Origin of the sequence: Streptomyces coelicoflavus, from assembly GCF_003112555.1 — a bacterium.
GTDB lineage: Bacteria > Actinomycetota > Actinomycetes > Streptomycetales > Streptomycetaceae > Streptomyces > Streptomyces coelicoflavus.
This window is the reverse complement of record NZ_BEWB01000007.1, coordinates 119,971-145,837: the sequence shown is the minus strand read 5'-3', so window position 1 is coordinate 145,837 and position 25,867 is coordinate 119,971. Positions and strand designations below refer to the sequence as shown.

28 protein-coding genes are annotated in these 25,867 nt (G+C 73.0%); 10 read left to right on the top strand and 18 right to left on the bottom strand.

Going from position 1 to position 25,867, the window contains the following annotated elements:
• Nucleotides 1-5: 5 nt before the first annotated feature.
• The 3 genes from Sco07f_RS18245 to Sco07f_RS18235 form a co-directional block, all read right to left on the bottom strand.
• The gene (locus tag Sco07f_RS18245) at nt 6-1,499 is read right to left on the bottom strand and encodes a hypothetical protein (protein WP_108988436.1); all 1,494 of its coding nucleotides are present in this window, start codon (nt 1,497-1,499) and stop codon (nt 6-8) included.
• A gap of 147 nt (nt 1,500-1,646) precedes the next feature.
• The gene (locus tag Sco07f_RS18240; RefSeq protein ID WP_087788432.1) at nt 1,647-4,025 is read right to left on the bottom strand and encodes a glycoside hydrolase family 65 protein; all 2,379 of its coding nucleotides are present in this window, start codon (nt 4,023-4,025) and stop codon (nt 1,647-1,649) included.
• Nucleotides 4,022-4,762, bottom strand: a complete 741-nt coding sequence (locus tag Sco07f_RS18235) for a beta-phosphoglucomutase family hydrolase (protein WP_108988435.1) — start codon at nt 4,760-4,762, stop codon at nt 4,022-4,024. The genes Sco07f_RS18240 and Sco07f_RS18235 overlap by 4 nt, the downstream gene beginning before the upstream one ends.
• A gap of 53 nt (nt 4,763-4,815) precedes the next feature.
• Between Sco07f_RS18235 and Sco07f_RS18230 the strand changes: the two genes are divergently transcribed.
• Nucleotides 4,816-5,514, top strand: coding sequence for a nucleoside/nucleotide kinase family protein (locus Sco07f_RS18230; protein ID WP_108988434.1), 699 nt, complete (start codon nt 4,816-4,818; stop codon nt 5,512-5,514).
• 5 nt (nt 5,515-5,519) lie between these two features.
• Here Sco07f_RS18230 and Sco07f_RS40145 read toward each other — a convergent pair whose 3' ends face one another.
• A complete protein-coding gene (locus tag Sco07f_RS40145; protein ID WP_167468136.1) occupies nt 5,520-5,690 on the bottom strand; it encodes a hypothetical protein in 171 nt (56 codons plus the stop codon).
• Nucleotides 5,691-5,894: 204 nt separating this feature from the next.
• Here Sco07f_RS40145 and Sco07f_RS18225 point away from each other — a divergent pair, with 204 nt between their 5' ends.
• Both Sco07f_RS18225 and Sco07f_RS18220 read left to right on the top strand, forming a co-directional pair.
• Complete coding sequence (locus tag Sco07f_RS18225; RefSeq protein ID WP_054101186.1) at nt 5,895-6,812, top strand: MurR/RpiR family transcriptional regulator; 918 nt, start codon at nt 5,895-5,897, stop codon at nt 6,810-6,812.
• Between the two features lie 344 nt (nt 6,813-7,156).
• Nucleotides 7,157-7,540, top strand: coding sequence for a hypothetical protein (locus Sco07f_RS18220; RefSeq protein WP_174855383.1), 384 nt, complete (start codon nt 7,157-7,159; stop codon nt 7,538-7,540).
• 14 nt (nt 7,541-7,554) lie between these two features.
• Here the strand turns inward: Sco07f_RS18220 and Sco07f_RS18215 are convergent, their stop codons facing one another.
• Together Sco07f_RS18215 and Sco07f_RS18210 are read right to left on the bottom strand one after the other, a co-directional pair.
• The gene (locus Sco07f_RS18215; protein ID WP_108988433.1) at nt 7,555-8,046 is read right to left on the bottom strand and encodes a flavin reductase family protein; all 492 of its coding nucleotides are present in this window, start codon (nt 8,044-8,046) and stop codon (nt 7,555-7,557) included.
• Between the two features lie 35 nt (nt 8,047-8,081).
• On the bottom strand, nt 8,082-8,915 hold the full coding sequence (locus Sco07f_RS18210) for an ATP-grasp domain-containing protein (protein ID WP_174855382.1): 834 nt from the start codon (nt 8,913-8,915) through the stop codon (nt 8,082-8,084).
• A gap of 130 nt (nt 8,916-9,045) precedes the next feature.
• On the opposite strand from Sco07f_RS18210, the gene Sco07f_RS18205 reads away from it, so the two are divergent.
• Together Sco07f_RS18205 and Sco07f_RS18200 are read left to right on the top strand one after the other, a co-directional pair.
• Nucleotides 9,046-9,771, top strand: coding sequence for a TetR family transcriptional regulator (locus Sco07f_RS18205; protein WP_108988431.1), 726 nt, complete (start codon nt 9,046-9,048; stop codon nt 9,769-9,771).
• Between the two features lie 142 nt (nt 9,772-9,913).
• Entirely contained in the window at nt 9,914-10,336 is a 423-nt protein-coding gene (locus Sco07f_RS18200; RefSeq protein WP_007389417.1) for a Zn-ribbon domain-containing OB-fold protein, read from the top strand.
• A gap of 7 nt (nt 10,337-10,343) precedes the next feature.
• Here the strand turns inward: Sco07f_RS18200 and Sco07f_RS18195 are convergent, their stop codons facing one another.
• Together Sco07f_RS18195 and Sco07f_RS18190 are read right to left on the bottom strand one after the other, a co-directional pair.
• Nucleotides 10,344-10,751 carry a PPOX class F420-dependent oxidoreductase gene (locus Sco07f_RS18195; RefSeq protein WP_087788438.1) on the bottom strand — a complete coding sequence of 136 codons (408 nt, stop codon included), beginning with the start codon at nt 10,749-10,751 and terminating at the stop codon, nt 10,344-10,346.
• A 114-nt stretch (nt 10,752-10,865) separates the two neighbouring features.
• Nucleotides 10,866-12,047 carry a MalY/PatB family protein gene (locus Sco07f_RS18190; RefSeq protein ID WP_007390292.1) on the bottom strand — a complete coding sequence of 394 codons (1,182 nt, stop codon included), beginning with the start codon at nt 12,045-12,047 and terminating at the stop codon, nt 10,866-10,868.
• A 151-nt stretch (nt 12,048-12,198) separates the two neighbouring features.
• On the opposite strand from Sco07f_RS18190, the gene Sco07f_RS18185 reads away from it, so the two are divergent.
• A complete protein-coding gene (locus Sco07f_RS18185; protein ID WP_108988430.1) occupies nt 12,199-13,557 on the top strand; it encodes a S1 family peptidase in 1,359 nt (452 codons plus the stop codon).
• A gap of 69 nt (nt 13,558-13,626) precedes the next feature.
• Here Sco07f_RS18185 and Sco07f_RS18180 read toward each other — a convergent pair whose 3' ends face one another.
• The 3 genes from Sco07f_RS18180 to Sco07f_RS18170 form a co-directional block, all read right to left on the bottom strand.
• Complete coding sequence (locus tag Sco07f_RS18180) at nt 13,627-13,812, bottom strand: hypothetical protein (RefSeq protein ID WP_007389416.1); 186 nt, start codon at nt 13,810-13,812, stop codon at nt 13,627-13,629.
• A gap of 196 nt (nt 13,813-14,008) precedes the next feature.
• Nucleotides 14,009-14,704, bottom strand: coding sequence for a L,D-transpeptidase family protein (locus tag Sco07f_RS18175; RefSeq protein WP_007389415.1), 696 nt, complete (start codon nt 14,702-14,704; stop codon nt 14,009-14,011).
• 163 nt (nt 14,705-14,867) lie between these two features.
• Nucleotides 14,868-15,668: an SDR family NAD(P)-dependent oxidoreductase gene (locus Sco07f_RS18170; RefSeq protein WP_108988429.1), complete on the bottom strand. Its 801-nt coding sequence runs from the start codon at nt 15,666-15,668 to the stop codon at nt 14,868-14,870.
• Nucleotides 15,669-15,718: 50 nt separating this feature from the next.
• On the opposite strand from Sco07f_RS18170, the gene Sco07f_RS18165 reads away from it, so the two are divergent.
• Nucleotides 15,719-16,258 carry a hypothetical protein gene (locus Sco07f_RS18165; RefSeq protein WP_007389403.1) on the top strand — a complete coding sequence of 180 codons (540 nt, stop codon included), beginning with the start codon at nt 15,719-15,721 and terminating at the stop codon, nt 16,256-16,258.
• Here the strand turns inward: Sco07f_RS18165 and Sco07f_RS18160 are convergent.
• The 3 genes from Sco07f_RS18160 to Sco07f_RS18150 all read right to left on the bottom strand — a co-directional run bounded on the left by Sco07f_RS18160 (nt 16,242) and on the right by Sco07f_RS18150 (nt 19,040).
• Nucleotides 16,242-17,168, bottom strand: coding sequence for an SDR family oxidoreductase (locus Sco07f_RS18160; RefSeq protein WP_007389413.1), 927 nt, complete (start codon nt 17,166-17,168; stop codon nt 16,242-16,244). The two genes, Sco07f_RS18165 and Sco07f_RS18160, sit on opposite strands and share 17 nt — an antisense overlap.
• Nucleotides 17,169-17,322: 154 nt before the next feature.
• Nucleotides 17,323-17,952, bottom strand: a complete 630-nt coding sequence (locus Sco07f_RS18155; protein ID WP_007389412.1) for an MBL fold metallo-hydrolase — start codon at nt 17,950-17,952, stop codon at nt 17,323-17,325.
• Entirely contained in the window at nt 17,952-19,040 is a 1,089-nt protein-coding gene (locus Sco07f_RS18150; protein WP_007389411.1) for an S-(hydroxymethyl)mycothiol dehydrogenase, read from the bottom strand. The genes Sco07f_RS18155 and Sco07f_RS18150 overlap by 1 nt, the downstream gene beginning before the upstream one ends.
• A 200-nt stretch (nt 19,041-19,240) precedes the next feature.
• Between Sco07f_RS18150 and Sco07f_RS18145 the strand changes: the two genes are divergently transcribed.
• Nucleotides 19,241-20,995: an ABC transporter ATP-binding protein gene (locus tag Sco07f_RS18145; RefSeq protein WP_108988428.1), complete on the top strand. Its 1,755-nt coding sequence runs from the start codon at nt 19,241-19,243 to the stop codon at nt 20,993-20,995.
• 6 nt (nt 20,996-21,001) lie between these two features.
• On the opposite strand, the gene Sco07f_RS18140 is transcribed toward Sco07f_RS18145, so the two are convergent.
• Nucleotides 21,002-21,286 (bottom strand): hypothetical protein, encoded by a 285-nt coding sequence (locus Sco07f_RS18140; protein WP_087788444.1) that lies wholly within the window; start codon nt 21,284-21,286, stop codon nt 21,002-21,004.
• A 181-nt stretch (nt 21,287-21,467) separates the two neighbouring features.
• Between Sco07f_RS18140 and Sco07f_RS18135 the strand changes: the two genes are divergently transcribed.
• Nucleotides 21,468-21,833: a nuclear transport factor 2 family protein gene (locus tag Sco07f_RS18135; RefSeq protein WP_054101193.1), complete on the top strand. Its 366-nt coding sequence runs from the start codon at nt 21,468-21,470 to the stop codon at nt 21,831-21,833.
• A gap of 64 nt (nt 21,834-21,897) precedes the next feature.
• On the opposite strand, the gene Sco07f_RS18130 is transcribed toward Sco07f_RS18135, so the two are convergent.
• Nucleotides 21,898-22,557, bottom strand: coding sequence for a TetR/AcrR family transcriptional regulator (locus Sco07f_RS18130; RefSeq protein WP_108988427.1), 660 nt, complete (start codon nt 22,555-22,557; stop codon nt 21,898-21,900).
• Between the two features lie 212 nt (nt 22,558-22,769).
• On the opposite strand from Sco07f_RS18130, the gene Sco07f_RS18125 reads away from it, so the two are divergent.
• Entirely contained in the window at nt 22,770-24,023 is a 1,254-nt protein-coding gene (locus Sco07f_RS18125) for a YncE family protein (RefSeq protein ID WP_054101194.1), read from the top strand.
• Nucleotides 24,024-24,265: 242 nt separating this feature from the next.
• Here the strand turns inward: Sco07f_RS18125 and Sco07f_RS18120 are convergent, their stop codons facing one another.
• Nucleotides 24,266-24,766 carry a metallophosphoesterase family protein gene (locus tag Sco07f_RS18120; RefSeq protein WP_007389408.1) on the bottom strand — a complete coding sequence of 167 codons (501 nt, stop codon included), beginning with the start codon at nt 24,764-24,766 and terminating at the stop codon, nt 24,266-24,268.
• A gap of 74 nt (nt 24,767-24,840) precedes the next feature.
• On the bottom strand, nt 24,841-25,815 hold the full coding sequence (gene rfbB / locus Sco07f_RS18115) for a dTDP-glucose 4,6-dehydratase (RefSeq protein WP_108988426.1): 975 nt from the start codon (nt 25,813-25,815) through the stop codon (nt 24,841-24,843).
• Nucleotides 25,816-25,867 lie beyond the last annotated feature (52 nt).

Below are 25,867 nucleotides of genomic sequence, written 5' to 3'. Positions count from 1 at the left end.
GATCTCTAACCCGGGGGCGCCACCCGGATCTCCAGGTCGGTGATGCGGTGGGGCGTCCAGCCGCGGGTGTGGGCCGGCGGGGTGCCGCCGGGTCCGGTGATGGCGGCGACCGGGATCCGCCGGGCGGTGTCCAGGATCTCGGCGACGGTGGTGTTCTCGTTGTTGCCGCTGGTGGAGCCGGAGGAGCAGCCGGTGTAGTAGCCGATCGGGATGGACTCGTGGCCGGTGAGCAGACAGGGCGGGCGGACCCCGAGCCGGTGCAGTTCGTCGGCGACGCGGGCCCAGTCCTCGCGGCTGTCGACGTTGCGGTTCACGGTGCCCATGAGGACCGAGAACTGGACCGCCAGATGCCCGGCCACCGCGAGCGCGACCAGGGTCGCGGCGACCGGACGCCGGCGGTCGCGCCCCGCCCCGGCCAGGTGCCACAGCGCGTCGGCGACCGGGAGGGCGAGCAGGGCGTAGGCGGGCTGGAGGAAGCGGGGCGCCGCGTAGCCGATCATGAACAGGTACGGCGCCGCGGCCGTGACGGCGCAGGCGAGGGGGACCAGTGTCGCGGTGGCGCGGCGGGCCCGGAGCGCGACGACCGCGCCGACGGCGGCGACGACCGGGAGGAGCAGCCACCACAGGGTGACGACCGGGTGCGGCATGGATCCGGTGCACGGCCGGCACAGTCCCCGTCCGCCGAGGCTGCGCATCTGGTCGTCGACGGCGATGTTCCAGCCGAGGCCGCCCTGGATCTCGGAGGCACGCTCCAGCCGCTCCCCGAGCCCGCCGTACCAGGCGTACGCCTCGACCACCCACTCCCCTCCCCCGACCGCCAGGCCGCCCGCGAGGGCGAGCAGCAGCGGCCAGTGGCGGCGTACGAGGACCAGGACCAGCAGGGGCACGGCCACCCAGACGGCGTCGGTGGGCCGCATCAGTGCCATCAGCACGGCTCCGGCGGCCGCTCCCCACAGCGCGCCCCGGACGGAGCGCCCCCGGGGCTCACCGGCGCCCAGCGCCCGCAGGGTGCAGCCCACGGTGGTGAGGGCGCCGATCCCGACCCAGTAGTTGGGCATGGCCTGCGGACCGTAGAAGAGGGTCACCCACAGCGTGGCGAGGAACGCGCCACCGGTGGCGAGGACCCGGGCCGGGAACAGGCCCTGCCATGCGCGCAGGGCGAGGTACAGGCCCAGGCCCGAGAGCACGGCGAGGTAGACGCGCAGGAGTTCGGTGGAGGCCGACCAGGAGGCGACGGGTGCCACCAGCAGGGAGACTCCGCGGGAGCGCGGCGCGCTGAAGAAGGCGGCGGGGTGGTGCGTGGTGACCTGGCTGGTGTACACGATCTCGTCCCAGCCGAGCCCCATCGAGGGGTGGACGAGGACCAGTTGGACCAGGGTGAAGGCCGCGGCCACCGCCGCTACGGGCCTGGCGCCGCGCCATCGCCGCGGGGTGCCGGACGCCTTCGCCGCCGTGCCCCTCCGTCCGTCGACAAGGGTGGCGTTCACGCCGTCGGTCATCGTGCACCTTTCACCCCCGCACGTCGCGGGGCAGCTCGTCCCTCACCTCCTGCCGCCCGTGGCGGGAGCCCGGATTCCCGGAAAACATGATCAAACTAACCCGCGTGCCCCTGAAGCACAGGACGGAACTCGGCCAGTCGCCGGGTCTCATCCGTCGCCGGGGACCGAACGGTCGCCGACGCCCGGCCGGCGGTGCGGGGGCTGTTCGGGCGTGGGCCGCCACTTCGGCGCGGTGATGCCGAGCGTAACGGGCCCGTCTCCGTTCACGTGCACCTCGGTGCCGTGGTGATGGATCGTCAGGGGCGGTCCGCCCAGCAGCGAGTACGACGCCCGGTCGGGGCCGATCTCCACCTGAAGGCACCGGCCCCGGAACTGGAGCCGGAAGGCGAGGCGGCTGAACTTCTCGGGCAGGCGGGGCGTGAAGCGCAGGCTGTCGCCGTCCCGCCGGGTGCCGCCGAACCCGGCGACCAGCGCCATCCACGTACCGGCCAGCGAGGCGATGTGGAGTCCGTCGCGGGTGTTGTGCTCCAGGTCCGCGAGGTCCATCAGGGCGGCCTCGGTGGCGTAGTCGTAGGCCAGCCGCAGATGTCCCGTCTGGGCGGCGACGACGGCCTGGCAGCAGGCGGACAGGGAGGAGTCCCGTACGGTCAGCGGCTCGTAGTAGGCGAAGTTCGCGGCCATCTGGTCGTCGTCGCAGTGGGCGTCGAACCAGCTGCCGCAGGTGTACATGGCCAGCACCAGGTCGGACTGCTTGATCACCTGTTTGCGGTAGATGTCGAAGTAGGGGAAGTGCAGCATCAGCGGGTACTGGTCGGCGCCTGTGCGTGCGAAGTCCCAGCGCTGGTGGCGGGTGAAGCCGGCGTGCTGCTCGTGGACGCCGATCTCCTCGTTGTACGGGATGTGCACGGCCTCGGCGGCGTCCCGCCAGGCGGCGCTCTCCTCCTCGTCGACGCCGAGCCGGGTCGCCTCCTCCGGGTGGCGTTCGCACACGTCGGCGGCGGCGAGGAGGTTGGCGCGCGCCATCAGGTTGGTGTACGTGTTGTCGTCGACGACGGCGCTGTACTCGTCCGGTCCGGTGATGCCGTCGATGTGGAAGACGCCGTGGTGGTCGTGGTGGCCCAGGGAGCGCCACAACCGGGCGGTCTCCACCAGGAGTTCCAGGGCGGTCTCGCGTTCGAAGTCGATGTCGCCGGTGGCCGCCGTGTAGCGCACCGCGGCGTGGGCGATGTCGGCGGCCACGTGGAAGGCGGCCGTGCCGGCCGGCCAGTACGCGGAGCCCTCCGAGCCGTCGATGGTCCGCCACGGGAAGGCGGCGCCGCGCAGCCCGAGCTGGGCGGCGCGGTCGCGGGCGGCGGGCAGGGTGGCCTGCCGCCAGCGCAGCGCCTCGGCGACGGCCTTGGGCGCGGTGTAGGTGAGCAGGGGCAGCACGAACATCTCGGTGTCCCAGAACGCGTGGCCGTCGTATCCGGAACCGGTCAGTCCCTTGGCCGGAATCGCGCGCTGCTCGGCGCGGGCCCCGGCCTGAAGCACGTGGAACAGGGCGAAGCGGACGGCCTGCTGGATCTCCTCGTCGCCGTGCACCTCGACGTCCGCGCGGGCCCAGAAGTCGTCGAGGTAGTCCCGCTGTTCGGCCACGAGCCCGTCCCAGCCGCCGTGTGCGGCGGCGGCCAGCGCCGCCTCCACCTGGTCGCTCATCGCGGGCCGGGAGCGGGCGCCCGACCAGCCGTGGGCGACGGTCTTCTGCACCCGCAGCCGCTGCCCCGGGTCCAGGACGGAGGTGATGGTGAGGCGGGACACGTCGGCGTTGCTCTCGCTGCTGGTGGTGATCTCGCCGGGGGCGTCGACGACGTGGTCGGCGGCCACGGCGACCCGCAGGCCGCTGCGCCGGGTGCGGTGGACCAGCCGCAGCCGCGACCCCATGGCCAGGTCCTCCTCCGGCTCCAGTGGGGACTGGAGCGCCTTGGCGGTCCTCGGGTCGCCGTCGGCGGAGGGCAGGCTCTCGTTGGTGACCAGCTCCGACTGGATGACCACCCGGGTGCGGCTGTCGACGGGTTCGACCTCGTACTCCACGGCGGCGATGGCGCGCTGGGTGAGGGAGACCAGGCGGGTGGAGCGCACCCGGACGGTCGTGCCGGCCGGGGAGGTCCACTCGCAGGTCCGCTCGAGGACGCCGCGCCTGAGGTCCAGGGTCCGCTCGTGCTTGCCGAGCCGCCCGTAGCGCAGGTCGAAGGGCTCGTCGTCGACCAGCAGCCGCAGCAGCTTGCCGTTGGTGACGTTGATGGCGGTCTGGCCCGACTCGGGGTAGCCGTAGCCCGCCTCGGCGTAGGGCAGCGGGTGGAGTTCGTAGACGCCGTTGAGGTAGCTGCCGGGCAGGCCGTGCGGTTCGCCCTCGTCGAGGTTGCCGCGCCAGCCGACGTGCCCGTTGGACAGGGCGAAGACGGACTCGCTCTGCGCGAGGAGGTCGAGGTTGAGGGCGGTCTCGCGCACCCGCCAGGGCTCCACGGTGTACGTCCGGTTGGTGATCACGCGTGGCCTCCCAGCTCGGCGAGGTCCTTGACGACGCGGTCGGCGCCGTGGGCGTAGAGGGCGTCGGTCTGGCCGACGCGGTCGACGCCGACGACGTAGCCGAAGTGCCCGGAGCGGCCCGCGTCCATGCCGGCCAGCGCGTCCTCGAAGACGGCGGCGCGGGCGGCCTCGACGCCGAGGTCCCGGGCGGCGGCGAGGAAGGTGTCGGGGTGTGGTTTGCCGGGCAGCTTCCGTTCCCTGGCCACCACGCCGTCGATCCGCACGTCGAACAGCCGCTCGGCGTCGATGGAGCGCAGCACGTCCCGGGTGTTGGCGCTGGAGGAGACGATGGCGGTGGCGAGACCGGCGGCGCGGACGGCGTCGATGTAGCGCAGCGTGCCCTCGTAGGGTTCCACGCCGTCGGTGCGGATCTTCTCCAGGAGGAGTTCGTTCTTGCGGTTGCCGACGCCGTTGACGGTCTGCGCGTCCGGGGGGTCGTCGGGGGTGCCCTCGGGCAGTTCGACGCCGCGGGAGGCGAGGAAGGAGCGGACGCCGCCGGCGCGGGGGCGGCCGTCGACGTACTGGTCGTAGTCGGAGTCGGTGAAGGGGCGGAAGTCCGCGCCGTCCCGCTCGCGCAGGAAGGCGTCGAAGGTCGCCTTCCAGGCTGCGGCGTGCACCACCGCCGTCCTGGTGACGACCCCGTCGAGGTCGAAGAGGCAGGCCTGGATGTCGTCGGGTAGCCCGAGCTGTGTCGTCATACCCCCACAGTTCCCCGCGGGGGCGGGTCCGATCGGGTGACACACTGTGGGATGTGCCGCTGACGTTCGACGACCTGCTCACCCGCGCCCGCCGCCTCCCCAGGGACGGACGGCGCGCGATCCTCGGTATCGCGGGCTCTCCCGGGTCGGGGAAGTCCACACTCGCCGCGCACCTGGTGCGGGAGCTGAACGGCAGCGGCGAGCCGTGGGTGGCGCACGTGCCGATGGACGGCTTCCACCTCGCCGACGCCGAACTGGACCGGCTGGGCCGCCGGGACCGCAAGGGCGCGCCGGACACCTTCGACGCCGCCGGGTACGCGGCGCTGCTGGAGCGGCTGCGCGAGGAGCGTGCGGGGACGGGCGGCGACATCGTGTACGCGCCCGGTTTCGAGCGGGTGCTGGAGCAGCCGGTCGCCGGGGCCCTGCCGGTGCCGCCCGCCGCACGGCTGGTCGTGACGGAGGGCAACTACCTGCTGCTGGACACCGGGGCCTGGGCGCGGGTGCGGCCCCGACTCGACGAGGTGTGGTTCTGCGAGCTGGAGGAGACGGAGCGCGTCCGGCGGCTGGTGGCACGGCACGAGCGCTTCGGCAAGTCCCCCGCCGACGCGGCCGCGTGGGCGCTCGGGCCCGACCGGCGCAACGCCGAGCTGGTCGCCGCGACCCGGCACCGGGCCGATTTGGTGGTGCCGGCGGACGCGATGACGGGCCCGCCACCGTGCGCGCCGGGACCGGCGCCCTCAACGCCGGTCTGAAGCGGTCACTTCTCGTCGAAGTCGTCGGGGCGGACGTGCGCCTCCTCGAGGGCCTCGCGCAGGGTCCGGCCGGTGCCGCCGGGCGGGCGGGGCTCGCCCTCAGGCCGGCCCGGGGGCTGCTCGAGAACGTCGTCGGTGGTGTCGGTCTTCGGCCGGTTCTCTTCCGGGACGGTCATGACGTCGGCTCCTCGTCCGTGTCTGCGGGTCCTTCCGAGACGGCGGGTTCCCGGGGGACGCGGTGCTATCCACGTCCGGGGCGCGGGGTTGTCCGGCGGGGCGGCGCGGGCCCGGCTCCGGGCGCGGTGGTCCGCCCTGCCGGGCACGGGGGGTGAGCTATGTTGACCCCCGTGGGAGACATGGGAGACAAAGGAGGCGCACCCGTGCCATCGCCGCAGCAGGCACGTGCCCAGGCGTCGGCGATCACCTCGGGACGGGCGGCCCCGAAGTCGGAGCTCTCCCCCACGTCCCGGCTCAGGACGCTGTTCGACCGGCCCCGCCTCTCCCCGGGACAGCGCCGCATCGCGCAGTACCTCATCGAGCACCTCACCGAGGCGGCGTTCCTGTCGATCACCGACCTGGCCGACCGGGTGGGTGTGAGCCAGCCGTCGGTGACGCGGTTCGCCTCGGCGGTCGGCTTCAGCGGTTACCCCGCGCTGCGGGAGCAGCTCCAGGCGATCGCGCTGGGCGGCCGGGGCGGCTCCCCGGCCGAGGAGAACCGGGGCAACGAACTCCAGGCGGCCGTGGACGCCGAGATCGAGAACCTGGAGAACCTTCGGCGCGACTTCGCCGACGCGGACCGGGTGATCGACGTCGGCCGCAAGCTGGCGGCGTCCGCGCCGCTGACCGTCCTCGGCCTGCGCATCTCCGTCTCGCTCGCCGAGTACTTCGCCTACGCGGCCCGCCGCGTCCATCCCGACGTGCGGCTGGTGACCCGGGGCGGCACCGTCGCCTACGACGCGCTGCTCCAGTCCCGGGAGGCGGGCGGCACCTGGGTGCTGGCCTTCTCCATGCCCCGGCACGCCCACGAGACGCTGGGCGCCGTGCGGGTGGCACGCGGTGCCGGGCTGAAGGTGGCGCTGATCACCGACCTGGCGCTCGGTCCGGTCGTGGACGAGGCCGACGTCACCTTCGCCACGGGCACGGGGTCCCGGCTCGTCTTCGACTCCTACGCGGCACCGGGCGTGATGTGCGCGGCGCTGCTCCAGGCCATGACCGACGCGGACCCCGAGCGGACCCAGGCCCGGCTCGAGGAGTACGAGCAGGTCGCGGACCAGCACCAGTTCTTCCTGCGGGACTGACCGGGCGGGCCGGGCGAGCCGGGCGCCTCGCGGGCCCGCCGCGGCCGCAATTGGTCGGCGCAGAGGGGGGCCATCCCCGTCAAAGCAGGCATGAATGTTTTCATACGTCTTGCAAACCAGATGGCATATATAAATACTGCTCACGGATCGCGACCCGGCCGCCCCGGAACGCGTCCGCACCTGCCGCGAACACCTCGGCCCGCCGCATTCCTACCCGCTGGGGCGCACCGGGTGTTCCGGTCGGGCATCGCCTGAGCGAGCGCCCGCGGCGGTCCCGGTCGTCCCCTGGACCGGGACCGCCCCCACCCGTCGCCCACCCCGTCGACGCCGCACTCCCGGAAGCGATGATCATGACCCTGACGACCACGCGCCTCAGCCCGGACTGGCCCTGCCAGGTCAAGTCCCCCGGCAGCTACGACTGGGAACGCTCTGCCACCCGATGGCTGCGCGAGCTGGTGCCGGCGCGCTACGCCGGCTACCCGGCCCTGATCCGGCACCCGGTGCTGCTCGCCCGGCACGCGCAGATCCAGGTCGAGCACGAGATCCGGGTGGCCCGCACCGCGTTGCAGACCGCCCGTGCGGACCTGCCGCGGCTGGGCCTGCACGAGGCGGCCATCGAGCACACCATCAAGCTGTACGCAGCGGAGGTCCTCCAGTTGCAGCACATCGCGCGCAGTGTGCGGGCGGTCACCGAGGCGCTGGCCGAGCGGGGTGCCGCCGCGCGCTGACCGGCCGGCGCGGCTCAGTCCACCGGATGCCCCGGCCGGATGGTGCGGGCGTCGGCGAGCCGCAGCAGCGGCCTCCCGGCGGTCCTCCCCCGCCCGCCCCACTCGACCGGCTCGAGGACGAAACCGACGTGGTCGCCCCCCGGGGTCCGCTCCACGACCCGGCCGACGAACCACGCCTCGGCGTCCTCCAGTACGACGGCCCCGCCGTACGCCTCCCGCCAGCGGACCCGCCGGAACTTGTCCACGTCGTCGCCGCTGCGCCCGCCGAACAGCTCCGCCGTCTCCCGCTGGTCGCGGGCGAGCAGGTGCACGGCCAGGACGTCGGCCAAGCGTGCGACGCGGAAGGTCCGGTTGACGTCGGAGATCCAGACGGCGTACCGCACGGGCCGGATGGAGCACTGCGAGGAGAAACCGACCAGGCAGCCGGCCCGCTTCCCGCCCGCGGCGGCCGTGACGACGCACATGTCCGGGTCGAGCCGGTCCAGGAACACGTCCATGGCGGCCATCGTAGGCGGCTCGGCCGCCCCGGGAACGGGAACGCTCAGGTGGCGAGCAGGCGGCGCAGGGCCGTGCGCAGGGCGGCGACGAAGGCGTCGCGGGCCGGCTCGTCGAGGGCGTCCAGGGACAGGTAGGGGTTGAGGTCCTCCAGTTCGACCAGCAGCAGCTCGCCGTCGGGCGCCCGGCAGGCGTCGACGCGCTGGATGCCGTGGTCGACGCCGTTCCACTCGACGAACCGCCGCGCGAAGCCGAGGTCGGCCACGGTGGCGTCGTACGGCTCCAGCTGCCATCGGCGGTCGGGGTGCGGGGCGTGGAGGGCGTACTGGTAGTCGTGGTCGACGAAGTAGAAGGAGACCTCGTAGGCGAAGTCGACGCGCGGCTGGACGAGGAGGTCCCCGGCGCCGCCCATCGCCTCTGGCACGCGGCCCGCGGGAACGATCCGCAGGCCCGCCGAGTCAGCGCCGAGCCTGGGCTTGACGACGTACTCCTCGGCGGCCGGCAGCAGGTGCAGGTCCCCGGCACGGTCGACGGTGGGGATGACCGGGAACCCCGCCGCGGTCAGGTCGAGCAGGTACTGCTTGCCGAGCATGTCCGCCCGGCCGGTGAGCTGGTTGTAGACCCGCGTTCCGCACTCGGCCGCGCGCTCGCGGAAGGCGTCGTAGGCGGCCTTGTACTCCTGCACGGGACCGCTGTTGCGGACGACTACGGCGTCGAAGGCGTCCAGCAGCGCGGCGGCGTCCCGGGGATGGCACAGGGCCAGGTCGAACTCCTCGCGCAGGCGGGAGGTGAGGAAGATGTCCTCGTCGCAGTAGCGCCGCCCGCGCGCCCGGTAGCCCAGGTCGGTGACGTACAGGATGCGGGGGCGGGTGAACGGCATGCGGGACTCCTCCGGGGCTGACCGGAAGTGATCGTATGCGACCGGCCCGACGCGCCGGCGGGTGCACTCAGTTCCCTCCTTGGCCTGCACTGAGTGCCATCGACCTCGCCGGGCTGCTACGTTCCCCTCCATGAGCACCAGCAGTGCGGCGTCCCGCCGCGGGGACGGGACGGACGCGGCACAGGTCCGGCCGCCGATGCGGGACGCCCTGGTCGCGGCGGCGTTCCGGCTGTTCCTGGAGCGCGGGTACGAACAGACCACGGTGGACGACATCGTCGCCCTCGCCGGCGTCGGACGGCGGTCCTTCTTCCGGTACTTCCCGTCGAAGGAGGACGTGGTCTTCCCCGACCACGAGCGGTGCCTGGCCGACATGAAGGCGTTCCTGGCCCGGTCCCCGGAGGACGCCGACCCGGTGCGGCAGGTGTGCGACGCGGCGCGGCTCGTGCTGCGCATGTACGCCGAGAACCCGGCGTTCTCCGTGCAGCGGTACCACCTCACCAAGAAGGTCCCCGGGCTGCGCGCCTACGAGTTGTCGGTGGTGTGGCGCTACGAGCGCGCCCTCGCCGAGTACCTGCGCGGGCGGCTGGGCGGACGCCCGGACGGGATCCTGCGCGCCGACGTGATCGCCGCCGCGGTGGTCGCGGCGCACAACAACGCCCTGCGGTCCTGGCTGCGTTCCGAGGGACGCGAGGACGCGGGTGCCGCGGTGGACCACGCGCTGGCGTTCGCGCAGTCCGCGTTCGGCGACGTGCCGGTGCCGCCGCGCGGCGAGGCGCCCGAGGACGTGGTGGTCGTGGCCGCGCGCCGCGGGACGCCCCTGTGGCAGGTACTGCGGGAGATCGAGTCCGCATTCTGAATCCAGGGTACCGAGTGCCTTTACGCGTGACACTCAGTGCCATACGCTGTGGTGCGTGCACGGTGGCACGGTGAGCCGCGCACACGCGTGCCCGGTGACCGCGCACGCGGGATTCCGGCCCGAGTGCAGGGAGTTGACCAGCGTGTACCACTCAGGAAACGTCGCTCAGCAGGCGGCCGGCCCCGCGACGGGCCTGCTCGACCGGGGAGCCAAGGGCCAGGCCTCGGACACCGAGGCCGTCTTCTACCAGCGCTGCACCTGGTGCGGCACCGCCATGTACCACCGGGTGCTGTGCCCGGTCTGCCGCGGCAGCGAGCTGCGGACGGAACGGAGCGAGGGCACCGGGACGGTGCGCCACGCCACCGTGGTGCACCGGAACACCCCCGCCGCGCGCAACGTCTCCCTCATCGAGATGGCCGAGGGCTTCGTGCTGCGCGGCCGGGTCATGGGCCCGCTCATCGGCATCCACAGCGGTGACCGGGTGCGGCTGTCCACGGCCAAGGACCCCGTGCGGGGCGAGCCGGTCTTCCAGCTGGTCGACGAGCCGTACCGGGCCTGGACCTGAGAGCCGGTCAGCTCCCGGCGGCCGGTCCCGGCGTCAGCGTGACGCGGATCCCCACGGTGCCGTCGAGCCCCCGGCGCAGCCTGCTGCCGAGAAGGGTGAGCAGACCGACCACGCCGTACTTGCGGACCAGGAGCTTGCGGTAGCGGGCCGTGGTGGCGGGGTCGCAGATCTCCGCCGTCCCCGGGACCTGGTCGCCCTTCGGCCTGCCGCGCACGTCACAGGGGCCCACCAGGACGTCGGCACGGTTGCGGACGCGCTTGACCTTCCAGGAGTCGGCCACCGTCCAGACGCCGAGCGCGTCGCCGTCCCGCACGACCCACACCGGGGTGGCGACCGGAGTGCCGTTCTTGCGGTAGGTCGTGACCAGCAGGTACTTGCCGGAGCCGAGCCGGTCCAGAGACGCGTCGTCGTCCATGGTCCGGAAGTCTAGACCCGTACGCGTAAGGGCCCTGGCGCGTGCGGGCCCTGGCGCGTGCGGGCGTCCCAGGCGCCTGCGCCCGGGACGCGTACCGGCCCACTGCCCCGCCCCTCAGCCCAGGGCCGCCGCCATCCGCCGCACCGCCTCCGTGAGCACCTCGGGCGAGGTGGCCAGGTTCAGCCGTACGTGACCTGCCCCGCCGCTGCCGAAGGGGATGCCGGAGCTGAGCGCCACCCGGCCCCGGTCCAGGAAGACCTCCGCCGGGTCGTCGCCCAGACCCAGGGCGCGGCAGTCGAGCCAGGCGAGGTAGGTCGCCTCCCCGGGACGGTGGACGACCCCGGGCAGCCGCTCCGCGAGCAGGCCGGTGAGCAGCCGCCGGTTCTCGTCGAGCCCGGCGAGCACGGCGTCCAGCCAGGCGGTTCCGTCGCGCAGGGCGGCGGTGTGGGCGAGGATGCCGATATGGCTCGGCCCGTGTCCGACCTCCTCGGGCATCCGGGCCAGGTCCGCGGCGGCCCCGGGCCCGGCGAGTGCCAGGGCCGCCTTGAGGCCGGCCAGGTTCCAGCCCTTGGACGCCGACATCAGCGCGAGGCCGCGCTCGGCGCCGGGCACGCTCAGGTAGGGCACGAACCGCGCGCCGGGGGCGGTGACGACCGGCGCGTGGATCTCGTCGGCGACGACCCGGACGCCGTACCGCTCGGCGAGGGCGGCGACGGCGGCCAGTTCGTCGGCGGTGTGCACGGTGCCGGTGGGGTTGTGCGGGCTGCACAGCAGGAAGGCCGCCCGGCCGCCGCCCGCGACGGCCCGCCGGAACGTCTCCTCCAGCACCCCGAGGTCGAGCCGCAGGTCCGGTCCGAGCGGTGCCTCGACGACACGCCGGTCCAGGTGGGTGACGAACTCGTAGAACGGCGGGTACACCGGCGGGTTGACGATCACCGGATCGCCCGGCTCCGTGACCAGTTTGAGCATCTCGACGACGCCCAGCATCACGTCGGGCACGATCGCCGTGCGCTCCACGGCCAGGTCGTCCCAGCCCCACCGCTTCCCGGCGAAGGCGGCGAGGGCCTCGGCGTAGGCGGTGCCGACGGGGTAGCCGGTGTCGCCGAGTTCCATGGCGTCGGTGACGGCGCGCACGACGGGCCCGGCGAGCGGCACGTCCATCTCGGCCACCCACAGCGGCAGTACGTCCGCGGGGTAGGTGCGCCACTTCATGCTCGTACGGCGGCGGAGTTGCTCCAGGCCGAGCGCGTGCAGGGGGTTCGGCTCACCGGACGGGTCCCGCGGGATGCTGGTCATGGGCCCAAGATAGGACGCCGTGGCGGGACGGGGGAACAGGACGCCGGGCCGGTGAACACCGTGGCACCCGCCGCCGTAAGGGAGGAGGGCGCTCGACGTCCGGAGGCCCCCGCGGCGGCGACGCCGCGCGGTCGGGTTCGGGAGCACACGCATGAGGCACGCACGACGACGCATCGTCCGGCGAGCGGCAAGGCTGGCGGCCGTCGGCGGGCTGCTGCTCGGGGGGACGATGGTCACCCGGGCGGTGGCCGGCGAACCCCCCGGCCCGTCCGCCGCGCCGCGCACCCTCGCACAGACCGCGTCCGGCGCCGGTGCCGGTCTCGTGGCCCGGCTGGGCGGAGACCGTACGGCGGGTCACTGGGTCGATGCCGACGGGCGGCCGGTCGTCGCGGTGACGGACGGGTCCACGGCCGAGGCGGTGCGCCGGGCCGGCGCCACGGCGAAGGAGGTCCGGCACAGTATGACCGAGCTGAGGTCGGCGGCCGCGACGCTGCGTTCGGCACCCCGGGTGCCCGGTACGGCGTGGGCGCTGGACTACCGGTCGAACGAGGTGGTGGTGCGCGGTGACCGCACGGTCTCCGGGGCCGACTGGTCGCGGCTGACGGGTGTCGCGGAGGGGATCGGCGGGTTCGTGCGCATGGAGCGCACCGAGGGCGTGTTCACCACCCGCCTGAACGGGGCGGAGCCGATCCTGTCCACGGCGGGACGCTGCTCGGCGGGGTTCAACGTGACCGACGGCACGAGCGATTTCATCCTGACCGCCGGCCACTGCGGGCCGACGGGTTCCGTCTGGTTCGGTGACGGCAAGGGGGACCGTCGGATCGGCAGGACGGTCGCCGGGAGCTTCCCCGGGGACGACTTCTCGCTGGTCGAGTACGCGGGCGGCAAGGCGGGGGACGCCGCCGACGTGGTGGCGGTCGGCGGCGGCAAGGGCGTACGGATCACGGGGACGGGTGAGCCCGCGGTCGGGCAGCGGGTGTTCCGCAGCGGGAGCACCAGCGGGCTGCGGGAAGGCCGGGTGACGGCGCTGGACGCGACGGTCAACTATCCGGAGGGGACGGTCACCGGCCTCATCGAGACGGATGTGTGCGCCGAACCCGGGGACAGCGGCGGACCGATGTTCTCCGAGGGCGTCGCGCTCGGCGTGACGTCGGGCGGCAGCGGTGACTGCGCCAAGGGCGGTACGACGTTCTTCCAGCCGCTGCCGGAGGCCATGGCGGCGCTGGGGGTCCGGCTCGTCGTCTCCGGCCGGGACGGTGCCGCGGCGGGTACGTCGGCGCCCCCGGCGACGGGTGCCGCGGGGGCGGGAGCTTCGGGTGCGGGAGCGTCGGCCCCGGCGACCGGCGCCGGCGGCACCCCCCTGCTCGCCCGGCTCACGGACCGCCGGAACGTGGGCCCGGGACTGCTGGTGGTCGCGGGCAGTCTGGTGGCGCTGGTGGCCACACGGTGGATCCGGACGGAACAGGACCGCAAGGCCTACCGGCGGCAGTACTCGGCGACGTGGAACTGACCCGGGCCGGTACGAGGGCCGGCCCGTGGATGCCGACAGGCCGGGGGCGAGAAGTCCCGGACGCGCCGCTCAGGCGGCGGTGGCGGGCTCCGGGGCCGCGTTGGCCCACTCCATGACGAGCCGCTGGTACTCCGCGCGCTGCTCGACGCTCAGTGTCCCGCCCGACCGGAGCCACAGGGCCCGGATCTCCTCGTTGACCTCGGCAGCCGATCGCTCGGAGGAGGGTTCAACAGTGGTGGACATGATGTGAAGCATACGGCGCCCGACGTGAAGACGATGTGAGTAATCACGAGCCAAGCGGACATATCGGACCGTGTTACTGATCACGTCGATCTTCCCATCTGTCAAGACCCACGGGCGAGTTAGTTCCCACCGGATGTGTCCTGCCGCACACGGCCCGCCTCGCCCCGGGCGGTGGGGCGCCGCGGCGCGAGCCGGGCGCCCCCGTCCGTCAGGTGCCCGGCTTGCGGCCGTACACGTAGACGTCGTCGCCCTTCTTCAGCAGCGACCAGTACTTCTTGGCGTCGGCCTTCCTCATGTTGACGCAGCCGTGCGAACCCGGCGGGTTCCACATGCTGACGCCCACGGAGTGGAAGGCCTGGCCCCCGTCGAAGAACTGGCTGTAGGGCATCGGCACGTGGTAGATCGTCGAGACGTGGTCGATGTTGCGCCAGTAGACCTTCTTCAGACCGGTGCGGGTCTCGTAGCCGTCGCGCCCGGTGCGCACCGGGACCGGCCCGTACACCAGCTTCCTGCCGTCCTGGATCCAGCTCAGCTGGAGGCTGAGGTCGACGCAGGCGATACGGCCCTTGTTGGTCGGGCACTTGCCGGACCTGTTCGGGTTCTTCCCCACGGCCTTCTGCTTCGTCATGAGGTCCATCACCCCCCACGTGATGGGCCCCGCGTAGCCGGCGTCGGGCGTGATGCCGTGCTTCGTCTGGAAGGCACGGATGGCCTTGCAGTCGGCGGTGGACTGCTTGCCGTCGGCCTTGCGGCCGAGGAACTTCTCCACCTTCTTCTGGTACGGACCCGCCTTCGCGGTGCAGCTCGCGGCCTGGGCGGGTGCCGCCGTGAGCGCGAGTGTGAGCGGTGCCACCAGTGCGGTGAGTCCGAGAGCGACGGCTCCCCTTCTGCGTATGTCCCCCATGGCCGTCGTGCCTTTCGCGTCGAGGCGGTGCGCCGAGTGGAGGGTCGCCTTCGTGCGATCCCGGCCTGCTAGACCGCCGTCCGGCGGCTTTGGTTGCGCACCGCCCGCCGCCGCGACGAAACAGTGACAAGGGCCACCGGGCGGCCCTTGCCCACGGGTCCGGTCAGTCCGTTTCGTCCAGCTCCCGCACGGCCTGCCGGAAGCCCGTGTTGACCGCGGTCAGACCGCCGTCGACGACGAGGGTGGTTCCGGTGATCCAGGAGGCGTCGTGCGAGGCGAGGAAGGCGACGGCCGCCGCGATGTCCTCGGGCTCGCCGACCCGGCCCAGCGGATAGAGCCCCCGCACCGCCGAGAGCTCCTCGTCCCGCCCCTCCCAGGCCGTGGTGCGCACGGTGCCCGGCGTCACGAGGTTGACCCGGACACCGCGTGGGGCCGCGTGTCCGGCGAGGGTGCGGGTCAGCGAGGCGAGCCCGGCCTTGGCGGCGCTGTAGGCGTGGTTTCCGAAGTCCTGGACCCCGTTGACGGAGCCGATGCCGACGATCGCGCCGCGCCCGGAGGCGGCGAGGTGGGGCAGCGCGGCCCGGCAGCAGCGGTAGGCACCGGTGAGGGTGACGTCGAGGTCGCGGGCCCAGGCCTCGTCCGGCTCGTCCTCGAAGAGCGGGACGTCGGGCGTGCAGGCGTAGGCGTTGTTGACCAGCACGTCCAGCCCGCCGAAGGTGTCCACCGCGTGGGCGACGGACGCCTCGACGGACGCCCGGTCCCGCACGTCGCAGGCGAACGCCTCGACGGTCAGCCCCTGTTCCGTCAGGTGTGCCGCCGTGCGCCGCGCCGCGTCGAGGTCCACGTCGGTCAGCAGCACCCGGGCCCCCTCCGTGGCGAGCCGGCGTGCGGTGGCCGCGCCGATGCCCCGGGCCGCGCCCGTCACGAGTGCCGTGTGGTCGGTGAAACGCCTGGTGTCCGTCATGGGCCAGACGGTAGTACCGCGACGATCACGGGGGCGGATACCGTGCGGCCATGTCCGCGTTCTTGCAGCAACTCCCCGCGCTGATAGGCGTCGTCATCGGCGCGCTCGGTTCCTACCTCGCCGTGGTCCGCGGTGACCGGGCACGACACCGGCGGGAACGGGAGGCCCACTGGCAGGAGCGGCGGTTCACGGCGTACGCGGACTACGCGCGGGCGGTGAAGACGTCCGTGACCCTGGCCTACCGAGGGGCGTCCGCCCTCGGCCTGGATCCGCACCCGCATCCGCTGCCGCCCCGGGAGGCCGACGTCTCGATGGCCGAGGCCACGGCGGCCCGCGACCCCTACTGGGAGGCCCTGCTCCTGCTGGGCAGCCCCGAGGTGGTGGAGAAGGCCCGGGCCTGGGTCGTCGTCCTCATGGACATGGAGCGGCTCGTCCGCGACGGGACCCGCGATCGGCAGGCGTGGCGGGACCTCCTCGAACGGCAGCGCGTCGCGCGGGCGGACTACTACGCCGCCGTACGCGCCGACCTGGGTCTGCCCACCGGTCATTCCGCCCGCCTGCCCCTGCCGACGCTCAGCGATACCCCGTGACGTCGGCGGGCTTGTCCGGGTCCTGGACCTCGACGAGGTAGCGCCAGGCGTCCGGGCGGCTGCCGTCGAGGTCGGTGAAGCCGTACTCCTGGGCGAGGCCGCCACTGGAGAGCGACTGGCCGTTGAAGCGTGCCACGCCCGGGTCGGCTGCGAGGGCGGTGATCGCGCGGCCGACGTAGCGGGGCGTCTCGGAGATGGCGAAGTGAGGGACGCGGTCGAGGGCGTCGCGCCAGTTCTCCTCGCGTACGCCGAAATGGTCGAGCATCATCTCCGAGCGCAGCCATCCGGGGGTCACCGCGACCGCCGTCGCCCCGCGGGGTCCCAGTTCGTGACCGAGGGAGAAGGCCATGCGCAGGACGGATGTCTTGGCGAGGTCGTAGAAGAACGAGTTGCGGTAGTGGTCGCGGTTGTAGGCGTCGGTGCCGTCGGTGACCTCGACGACCAGTCCGCCGGGGCGGCGCAGCAGCAGCGGCAGGGCGTGGTGGCTGGTGACGGCGTGGGTCTCGACGGCGAGCCGCAGGAGCCTCAGGCCGTTGTCGAGGTCGTGCTCCCAGACGGGGCTGTCCCACTCGAAGAGGTGCTCGCCGCCCCAGATGTCGTTGACCAGGACGTCGAGGCGGGCCTGTTCGCTGGCGATGCGGTCGACGAGGCCGGCGACCTGTGCCGGGTCAAGGTGGTCGACGGGTACGGCGATGCCGTGGCCGCCCGCCTCGGTGACCAGGTCGGCGGTGTCCTCGACGGTCTCGGGGCGGTCGTACTCCGAGCGCCGGGCGCGGGTGCTGCGGCCGGTGACGTAGACGGTGGCGCCGGCCGCGCCCAGTTCGACGGCGATGCCCCGTCCCGCGCCGCGGGTCGCCCCGGCGACCAGTGCGACCCTGCCCGCCAGCGGACCCTTCGGTGATCCTGTCATGTCCGGCTTCCGTTCCCTCTCCCTCACGTCCCGCACGGGTACATGTCCCGCGCGGGCGATGTCGTGTTCGAGGGTGCCTCGGAAGCCGGACATCTTCTGTCACCTTTACCGCGCGTGTCCGGGGCGGTCGCGGGGGCGGACCGCCCCGGGCGGGTCAGTGTCCGCGCTTGATCCACTCCTCCAGGTGCGGGGCCTCGGCGCCGATGGTCGTGGAGTCGCCGTGCCCGGTGCGGACCTCCGTCTCGGGCGGGAGGACCAGGAGCTTGTCCCGGATCGAGTCGATGATCGTCGGGAAGTGGGAGTAGGAGCGGCCGGTCGCGCCGGGACCGCCCTGGAACAGGGTGTCGCCGGTGAAGACGGTGCCGAGGCCCGGGTCGTGGAGGCAGACCGCGCCGGGTGCGTGGCCCGGGGTGTGCAGGACGGTCAGGTCGGCGCCGGCGGCCTCGATGACGAGGTCGTCGGTCAGCCAGGCGTCCGGGTCCCGGTCGGGGTGGGTCTGCCGCCACAGAGGCAGGTCGTCGCGGTGCAGCCAGATGGTGGCGCCGGTGCGCTCGGCGAGCGCGGGCGCGGCATTGACGTGGTCGTTGTGGGCGTGGGTGCACACGATGGCGGTGAGCCGCCGGTCCCCGACGGCTTCGGCGATGGCGTCGGCGTCGTGGGCGGCGTCGATGACGACGACCTCGTGGTCGTCGCCGACGAGCCAGACGTTGTTGTCGACGTCCCAGGTGCCGCCGTCGAGGCTGAACTGTCCCGAGGTGACGAGGCGTTCGATGCGGGGGGCCATCAGAGCACCACCACCGAGCGCAGCACGTCGCCGCCGTGCATGCGGTCGAAGGCCTGCTCCACCTGGTCGAGGCGGATGGTCTCGGTGACGAACTTGCCGAGGTCCAGGCGGCCCTGGAGGTGGAGGTCGATCAGCATCGGGAAGTCGCGGGAGGGCAGGCAGTCGCCGTACCAGGACGACTTGAGCGAGCCGCCGCGGCCGAACACGTCCAGGAGCGGCAGCTCCAGTTTCATCTCGGGGGTCGGGACGCCGACGAGGACGACGGTGCCGGCCAGGTCGCGGGCGTAGAACGCCTGCCGGTAGGTCTCCGGGCGGCCGACGGCCTCGATGACGACGTCGGCGCCGAAGCCGCCGGTCAGTTCGCGGATCGCCTCGACGGGGTCGGTCTCGCGGGAGTTGACGGTGTGGGTGGCGCCCATGGAGCGGGCGGTCTCCAGCTTGCGGTCGTCGATGTCCACGGCGATGACCTTCGACGCGCCCGCCAGGAAGGACCCGGCGATCGCCGCGTCGCCGACGCCGCCGCAGCCGATGACGGCGACGGAGTCCCCGCGGCCGACGTTGCCGGTGTTGATGGCGGCGCCGATGCCGGCCATCACGCCGCAGCCGAGGAGTCCGGCCACCTCGGCGGAGACGCCCGGGTCGACCTTGGTGCACTGTCCGGCGGCGACCAGGGTCTTCTCGGCGAAGGCGCCGATGCCGAGGGCCGGGGAGAGTTCCTGGCCGGTCGAGGCCAGGGTCATCTTCTGCTCGGCGTTGTGGGTGTCGAAGCAGTACCAGGGCCGGCCGCGCAGACAGGCCCGGCACTTGCCGCAGACGGCACGCCAGTTGAGGATCACGAAGTCGCCGGGGGCGACGTCGGTGACACCGGCGCCGACCGACTCGACCACGCCCGCGGCCTCGTGCCCGAGCAGGAAGGGGAACTCGTCGTTGATGCCGCCCTGCTTGTAGTGCAGGTCGGTGTGGCACACCCCGCAGGCCTGGATCTTGACCACGGCCTCGCCCGGGCCGGGGTCCGGCACGACGATCGTCTCGATCCGTACCGGCTCGTCCTTGCCCGGCGCGATCACACCGCGTACTTCCTGCGCCATGCTCCTGACCCCTTCCTCGGCCGTTCAACGTTCCCCCAGACCCTACGCGCTGGTGATCGGAAACGGGCAGGTGACAGGGCGGTTCTCGGGGTGCGGCCGGCCGCCGGGGCGCCGGCGGCACGGGCACCCGTACACCGGCGGTCCGGGCGGCCGGGCGCCGACGTAGCCTGAGTGCCCCGTCCACGTGCCGAAGGAGCGACGTGACCACCGCAGAGCCGGAGACCGGTACACCAGCCTGGCGGCTGCTGCTGTCCTACGTACGGCCGCATCGCACGGCCCTGTTCGCGGGCGCCCTGCTCTCCCTGGTCACCGGCGCGACGGGGCTGTTGCTGCCGCTGGTGGCGCGGGAGCTGATCGACGACCTGTCGCACGACCGGGCCATCACCGGGGCGCTGCTGGCCATGTCGGGTCTGGTGGTCGCGAACACGGCGCTGGGCGCGCTGGGTTCGTACGTGCTGCGGCGCACCGCGGAGTCGGTGGTGCTCGGGGCGCGGCGGACCCTGGCGTCGTATCTGCTGCGGCTGCGCATCACGGCGGTGGACCGCACCGAGCCCGGTGATCTGATGGCCCGGATCACCTCCGACACGACCCTGCTGCGCGAGGTCACCACCGACTCCCTCATCGGCCTCGGCACCGGCGGGCTCACGCTGGTGGCGACGCTGGTGATGATGGGCGTCGTCGATCCGGTGCTGCTCGGGGTGACGCTGGCGGTGGTCGTGGGGGCGGGCACGGTGCTCGGTCTGATCGTGCCCCGCATCAACCGCGCGAGCCGGCAGGCGCAGGACGCGGTGGGGGTGATGGGCGCCGCGCTGGAGCGCATCCTCGGGGCGCTGCGCACGGTGAAGGCGTCGGGTGCGGAACCCCGGGAGGAGCGGACGCTGCACGAGGCCGCCGAGGAGTCCTGGCGGCAGAGTGTGCGCGCCGCCAAGTGGTCGGCGGCCGCGGGCAACACGGCGGGGCTGGCGATGCAGAGCGCCTTCATCACGGTACTCGCGGTGGGCGGTGCCCGGGTGGCGACGGGGGCGATCGACGTGGGCACGCTGGTCGCGTTCCTGCTGTTCGTCTTCTATCTGATGTCCCCGATCCAGCAGGTCGTGGGCGCGATCACGCAGTACCAGACGGGCCGTGCGGCGCTGGGCCGGATCCAGGACGCGCTGCGCCTGCCCGCGGAGCCGCCGGCCCGGTCGGTCCCGCTGCCCTCTCCCGGTGAGCAGCCGGCGTCCGTGGCCTTCCGCGACGTCCGCTTCCGCTATTCCGACGATGCGCCGTACATCCATCACGGGGTGAGCTTCGAGGTGCCGGCCCGGGGGATGACGGCGTTCGTCGGCCCGTCCGGCGCGGGCAAGACCACGGTCTTCTCCCTGATCGAGCGGTTCTACGACCCGGTTTCCGGGGAGATCACGCTGGACGGCCGGAGCCTCGGGGAGTGGGAACTGGCCGCGCTGCGGGCCGCGATCGGTTACGTGGAGCAGGACGCCCCGGTGCTGTCCGGTTCGCTGCGGGACAATCTGCTGCTGGGCCATCCGGAGGCGGACGAGGGCGCCCTCACCACCGTGCTGAAGACGACGCGTCTCGACGGTCTGGTGGAACGGCTGCCGAACGGGCTGGAGACACTGGTCGGCCACCGCGGCACCAAGCTGTCGGGGGGCGAGCGTCAGCGGGTGGCCATCGCCCGGGCACTGCTGCGCCGTCCCCGGCTGCTGCTGCTCGACGAGGCGACCTCGCAGCTGGACGCGGTCAACGAGGCCGCGCTGCGCGACACCGTGACGGAGGTGGCCCGGACGACCACGGTGCTGGTCGTCGCGCACCGGTTGTCGACGGTGACGACGGCCGACCGGATCGTGGTGATGGACGCGGGGCGGGTCCGCGCGGTCGGCACACACCGGGAACTGGTGACCGCCGATCCGCTGTACGCGGAGCTGGCGGCCACCCAGTTCCTGGCGACCGGCGGCTGACGGGCGTCAGCCCACGGCGGGGACGACTCCGAAGACGGGCGAGACCAGGCCGGTGACCTGCTGGAGCTGCCGCAGGTCCTGCAACCGGCTCAGCTGCTGGGACGGGAGCGGCATCCGCGCCCGGTCCTCGGCGGGCATGTCACCGACCGCGAGTGTGTCGAGGGTGTTCGTCACGCTGAGCTTCTCCGTGCCCAGCGGGCTCCCGCCTGCCGCGCTCGCCATCGGGGCGGCGAGACCGGTGACACCGGCGGCGAGCCCGACAACGGCGACGATACGTCGTGTTGAGATCATGTGCTGAGCAACGCGGGCGGGCCGGGCCCGGACACGGGCGGGCGCCCGCGCTCACCCGTGAGGACCAGTGTCCCGGTCGCCGTTGCCATGGGCGCCGGGACGGAGGAAGCTCGAAGGGAGAGGGTCGAGACGGCCCGTTCCGGCTCCGGGCCGCGGCCTTCGGCATCCGAAGGAGGTCGTCATGAGCACCACGGCAGGCCCCGGCTTCGACACCGAAGCACTGCGCCGGGGCATCGAAGGGGAGACGGCGGCGCCGCTGTTGTCGCTGTACGCGCGGGACGCGGAGGTCCGCATCGTCGACCGGTACGACCAGCCGAGCCGCCCCAAGGTCCTGCACGGCCGGGACGAGATCGCCGAGATGCTCGACGACGTCTACAGCCGTGACATGACCCACCGGATGGCGCGCTGCGTCGTCCAGGGCGACCAGGCCGCGTTCACCGAGGAGTGCACCTACCCGGACGGCGTGCGGGTCCTCGCCGAGTCGATGCTGTCGCTGCGGGACGGCGAGATCGTCGAGCAGACCATGATCCAGGCCTGGGACGAGTAGTCAGTCCGGGACCTTCGACGACCGGGTCCGGCAGCGCACGGTCCTGGTCCCGGGACGGATCCGGTCAGCCCGCGGGGCGCGGGCCGGGTGGGCGCAGGACGGCCAGGAGCTGGCCGACCAGTTCGTCGACGACCTCGTCGAGGGTCGCGTCCACCCACCCGGCGCTGTAGTCGTGCAGCAGGCCGTTGACCCCGCCGATGAACGCCGTGGCTGCGAGCCGGTAGTCGCGGTGTGCCGCTTCCCCGCGCAGGACGGCCGTGTGGGCCTCGGCGCGGATGAGGTCGACCCAGCGTGCGCGGCGGGCCAGCCGCTGCTCCTCCAGGCGCGGACTGACGCCGATGATCTCCACGAAGGTGATGCGGACCCGGCGTGGATCGGCGGTGACGTTGCCGGCGTAGGCGCGGAAGATCGCGGCGGCGCGGTCGGGGAGCGGCAGGTCGCGGGTGCGGGCGGCGGCGGTGCGGACGGCCGCCTCGGCCCAGTCGTTGACCTGGAGGTGGAGCGCGGCGAGCACGTCCTCCAGGGTGTGGAACTCCTCGTAGAACTGCCGGGTGGACAGCCCGGCGGCCTCGCTGAGGGCGGCCACCGTGGTGGCCCGGTAGCCGGGGGTGTCGCCGAACAGCTGGAGGGCCGCGTCGAGGAAGCGCCGGCGGCGCTCGGCCTGGCGCTGCGCGGCCGACTTGCCGCCGTAGCGGCCCGTCGGCGCCCTGAGCCTGCCCGTCACCCGCTCCCCCTCCCTCCGCGTCGTCAACTCTCCGCCGTTCCGACGATTTTGTCGTGTCCGCGGCCTTGTGGAGAAGGGCGCTCTTTCCTTACTTTGCAGTAAGTTCACTCTGAAAGCGGCTGTGTTCAGATTGCGCGCTCCAGTGCTCCAGTGCTCCAGCACCCTTTCGCTCCAGCACCCCCACACCACGCCCCCTGCCGGAGGAGAGCAGCATGCCCGCGTTCACGACCAGGCACCTCGGCGCCGTCGCCGCCGCCCTCGCACTCACCCTCGCCGCCCCGGCCGCCACCGCCTCGGCCGCACCCGGGTCTCGCGCCGACCTGCGCGAGGTGATGTTCGTCGGCAACAACTGGGACGGCACCGCGGACGTCATCCGGTCCACCGGCGACTTCGCTCGGATCGGCCGGATCGACGTCGTCCCGGACCGGGCGGAGCGGATGGCGGAGATCAACGCCGATCCGATCAAGTGGATCTACTTCCAGGCCATCCGCAACGGCGTCGGCGAGGGCCACGACCAGCTCGTCGACGACATGTACTCGACTCCGGACGGCGCCTCGGTGGTCGTCTCCCGGCCGAGCTTCGCCGACGTGGTCTCCGTCGACCTCGCCACCGGCGACATCAACTGGCGCTTCCCGGTGTCGGGTTACCGCTCCGACCACATGGCGGTCTCCCCCGACGGCACCCGGGTCGCGGTGTCGGCGTCGACCTCGAACACCGTGCACGTCCTGGACATCGAGACCGGTGAGCAGGTCGGCTCGTTCGCCACCGGCGACAAGCCGCACGAGAACATCTTCACCGGCGACGGCAAGTACATCTGGAACATGTCCATCGGCGAGGTGAACACCGCGCTCGACGCGCCCTGGCTCGACTGGACGAAGGGCGACCGGCGCATCACGATCGTGGACGCGACGACGTACGAGCGGGTCAGGGTCGTCGACATGCGCGAGCGGCTCGACGCGATCGGCCTGGGCGACCACTCGGACGCGGTGCGGCCCGCGGTCTTCTCGCCCGACGAGTCCAAGCTGTACTTCCAGGTCTCCTTCTTCAACGGCTTCTTCGAGTACGACGTCGCCACCGACCGGATCACCCGGACCAAGACCCTGCCGAAGAACCCCGCCACGAGTGAGGACCGCACCACCTGGGTCAACGACTCGCGGCACCACGGCCTGTCCATGAGCCCGGACGGCACCAAGATCTGCGTCGCGGGCACGATGGACGACTACGCGACGGTCGTCGACCGCGGCACGCTCCAGGAGGGGCCGCTGGTGCCCGTCGCCAAGCCGTACTGGGCCACGGTCAGCGGCGACGGCAGGCACTGCGTGGTCTCCGAGAGCGGCGCCGACCGGGTCACCGCCATCGACTTCGCCACCGGGGAGAAGTCGGTGTCCGTCCCCGTGGGCGACCACCCGCAGCGGGTGCGCGTCGGCCGTGTGGCGGCGGACTGGTCGGGTCCGTCGGCCCGCTGAGGCGGCCGTGCGGCAGGCGCCCGGAATGTCGTCCTCGCCCGCGTGTGTGAACGGGCCCGACAGGGGTAGTCGCCCGGCAACGGACGAGGCATGCATGCCCTCGACAGCACCACCCCCGGAAGGAGGTCCGTGACAGCGCACTCCAGAAGAAGCGCCCGGGCCGCTTCCTCCGACACGGAGCGGCCCGGTCCGCACCGGGCGGCGTCCTCAGGGGCGCCGCCCGCCTCTCCTGCCGCCCGCGCTCAGCGCGGCGGCAGCCGGTGCAGCTCGACGTTCCCGAGCCGGCCGTCGGCGACCGTGCCGGTCATGTAGGTGCGGTACGGCTGACGGCGACGGTCCGTGGGCGAGCCCGGGTTGAGCAGCCGCAGACCGGTGGCGGCGGTGGTGTCCCAGGGGATGTGGCTGTGTCCGAAGACGAGGACGTCCAGGTCGGGGAAGCGGGCGGCGCAGCGCGCCTCCCGTCCCTTGGCGGCGCCGGTCTCGTGCACGACGCCGAGGCGCAGGCCGCCCAGGTCCGCGTACGCCACTTCGGGCAGCCGGGCGCGCAGTGCGGGTCCGTCATTGTTGCCGTACACCCCGACGAGGCGGCGGCTGCGGCTCTCCAGCAGGTCGAGGGTGGCCGTGTCGACCCAGTCCCCCGCGTGCACGACGACGTCGGCGCGCGGGAGTTCCGCCAGCAGCGGCGCCGGCAGTTCCTTCGCACGCTTGGGCAGGTGGGTGTCGGACGTGATCAGCAGACGCACCCGGTCCATTTTAATCCGCAGGTGACGCGGTGCGGTCTCGGCCGGACGGTGCCGGTCCGGCAACGGCCTCGACGTCAGACCACGTCGGTGCGCCGCTTGAGCGGCTCCCACCAGGACCGGTTGTCCCGGTACCAGGCGACGGTCTCCGCCAGGCCGGCGGCGAAGTCGCGCCGCGGGCGGTAGCCCAGCTCCTCACGGGCCTTGGTCCAGTCGACCGCGTAGCGCAGGTCGTGGCCCTTGCGGTCCTCGACGTACGTGATGCGGTCCGGGCCCGCGCCGCAGGCGTCCAGGAGCAGGCCGGTGAGTTCGCGGTTGCTCAGCTCCGTGCCGCCGCCGATGTTGTAGACCTCACCGGCCCGGCCCCGGGTGCGTACGAGGTCGACGCCCAGGCAGTGGTCGTCGACGTGCAGCCAGTCGCGGACGTTGCGTCCGTCCCCGTACAGCGGGACCCGGCGGCCGTCCAGGAGGTGGGTGACGAACAGCGGCACGAGCTTCTCGGGGAACTGGTGCGGGCCGTAGTTGTTGGAGCACCGGGTCACCCGTACGTCGAGGCCGTGGGTGCGGTGGCAGGCGAGGGCCAGCAGGTCGCCCGACGCCTTCGACGCGGCGTAGGGGGAACTCGGCCGCAGCGGATGCTCCTCGGTCGCCGAGCCGGACTCCAGGGAGCCGTAGACCTCGTCGGTGGAGACGTGTACGAAGGGCCCCACGCCGTGGCGCAGGGCGGCGTCCAGCAGGTTCTGGGTGCCGACGACGTTCGTCAGGACGAAGTCGGACGCGGCGTGGATCGAGCGGTCCACGTGGGACTCGGCGGCGAAGTGCACCACCTGGTCCGCCTCGGCGGTCAGCCTGTCGACGAGCGCCGCGTCGCGGATGTCACCGTGCACGAACTCCAGCCGGGGGTGGCCGATCTCGAGGTTGGCGGTGGTCCCGGCGTAGGTCAGCGAGTCCAGGACGGTGATCCGCGGTGCCCCCGGCCCGTCGGCGGCGAGGAGCGTCCGGACGTACCGGGAGCCGATGAATCCGGCGGCGCCGGTGACCAGGATGTTCATGCGCGGTTCAGTGCCTTGCTGCGGTCGGGGCGGAGCGGTGCGGTGGTGCGGA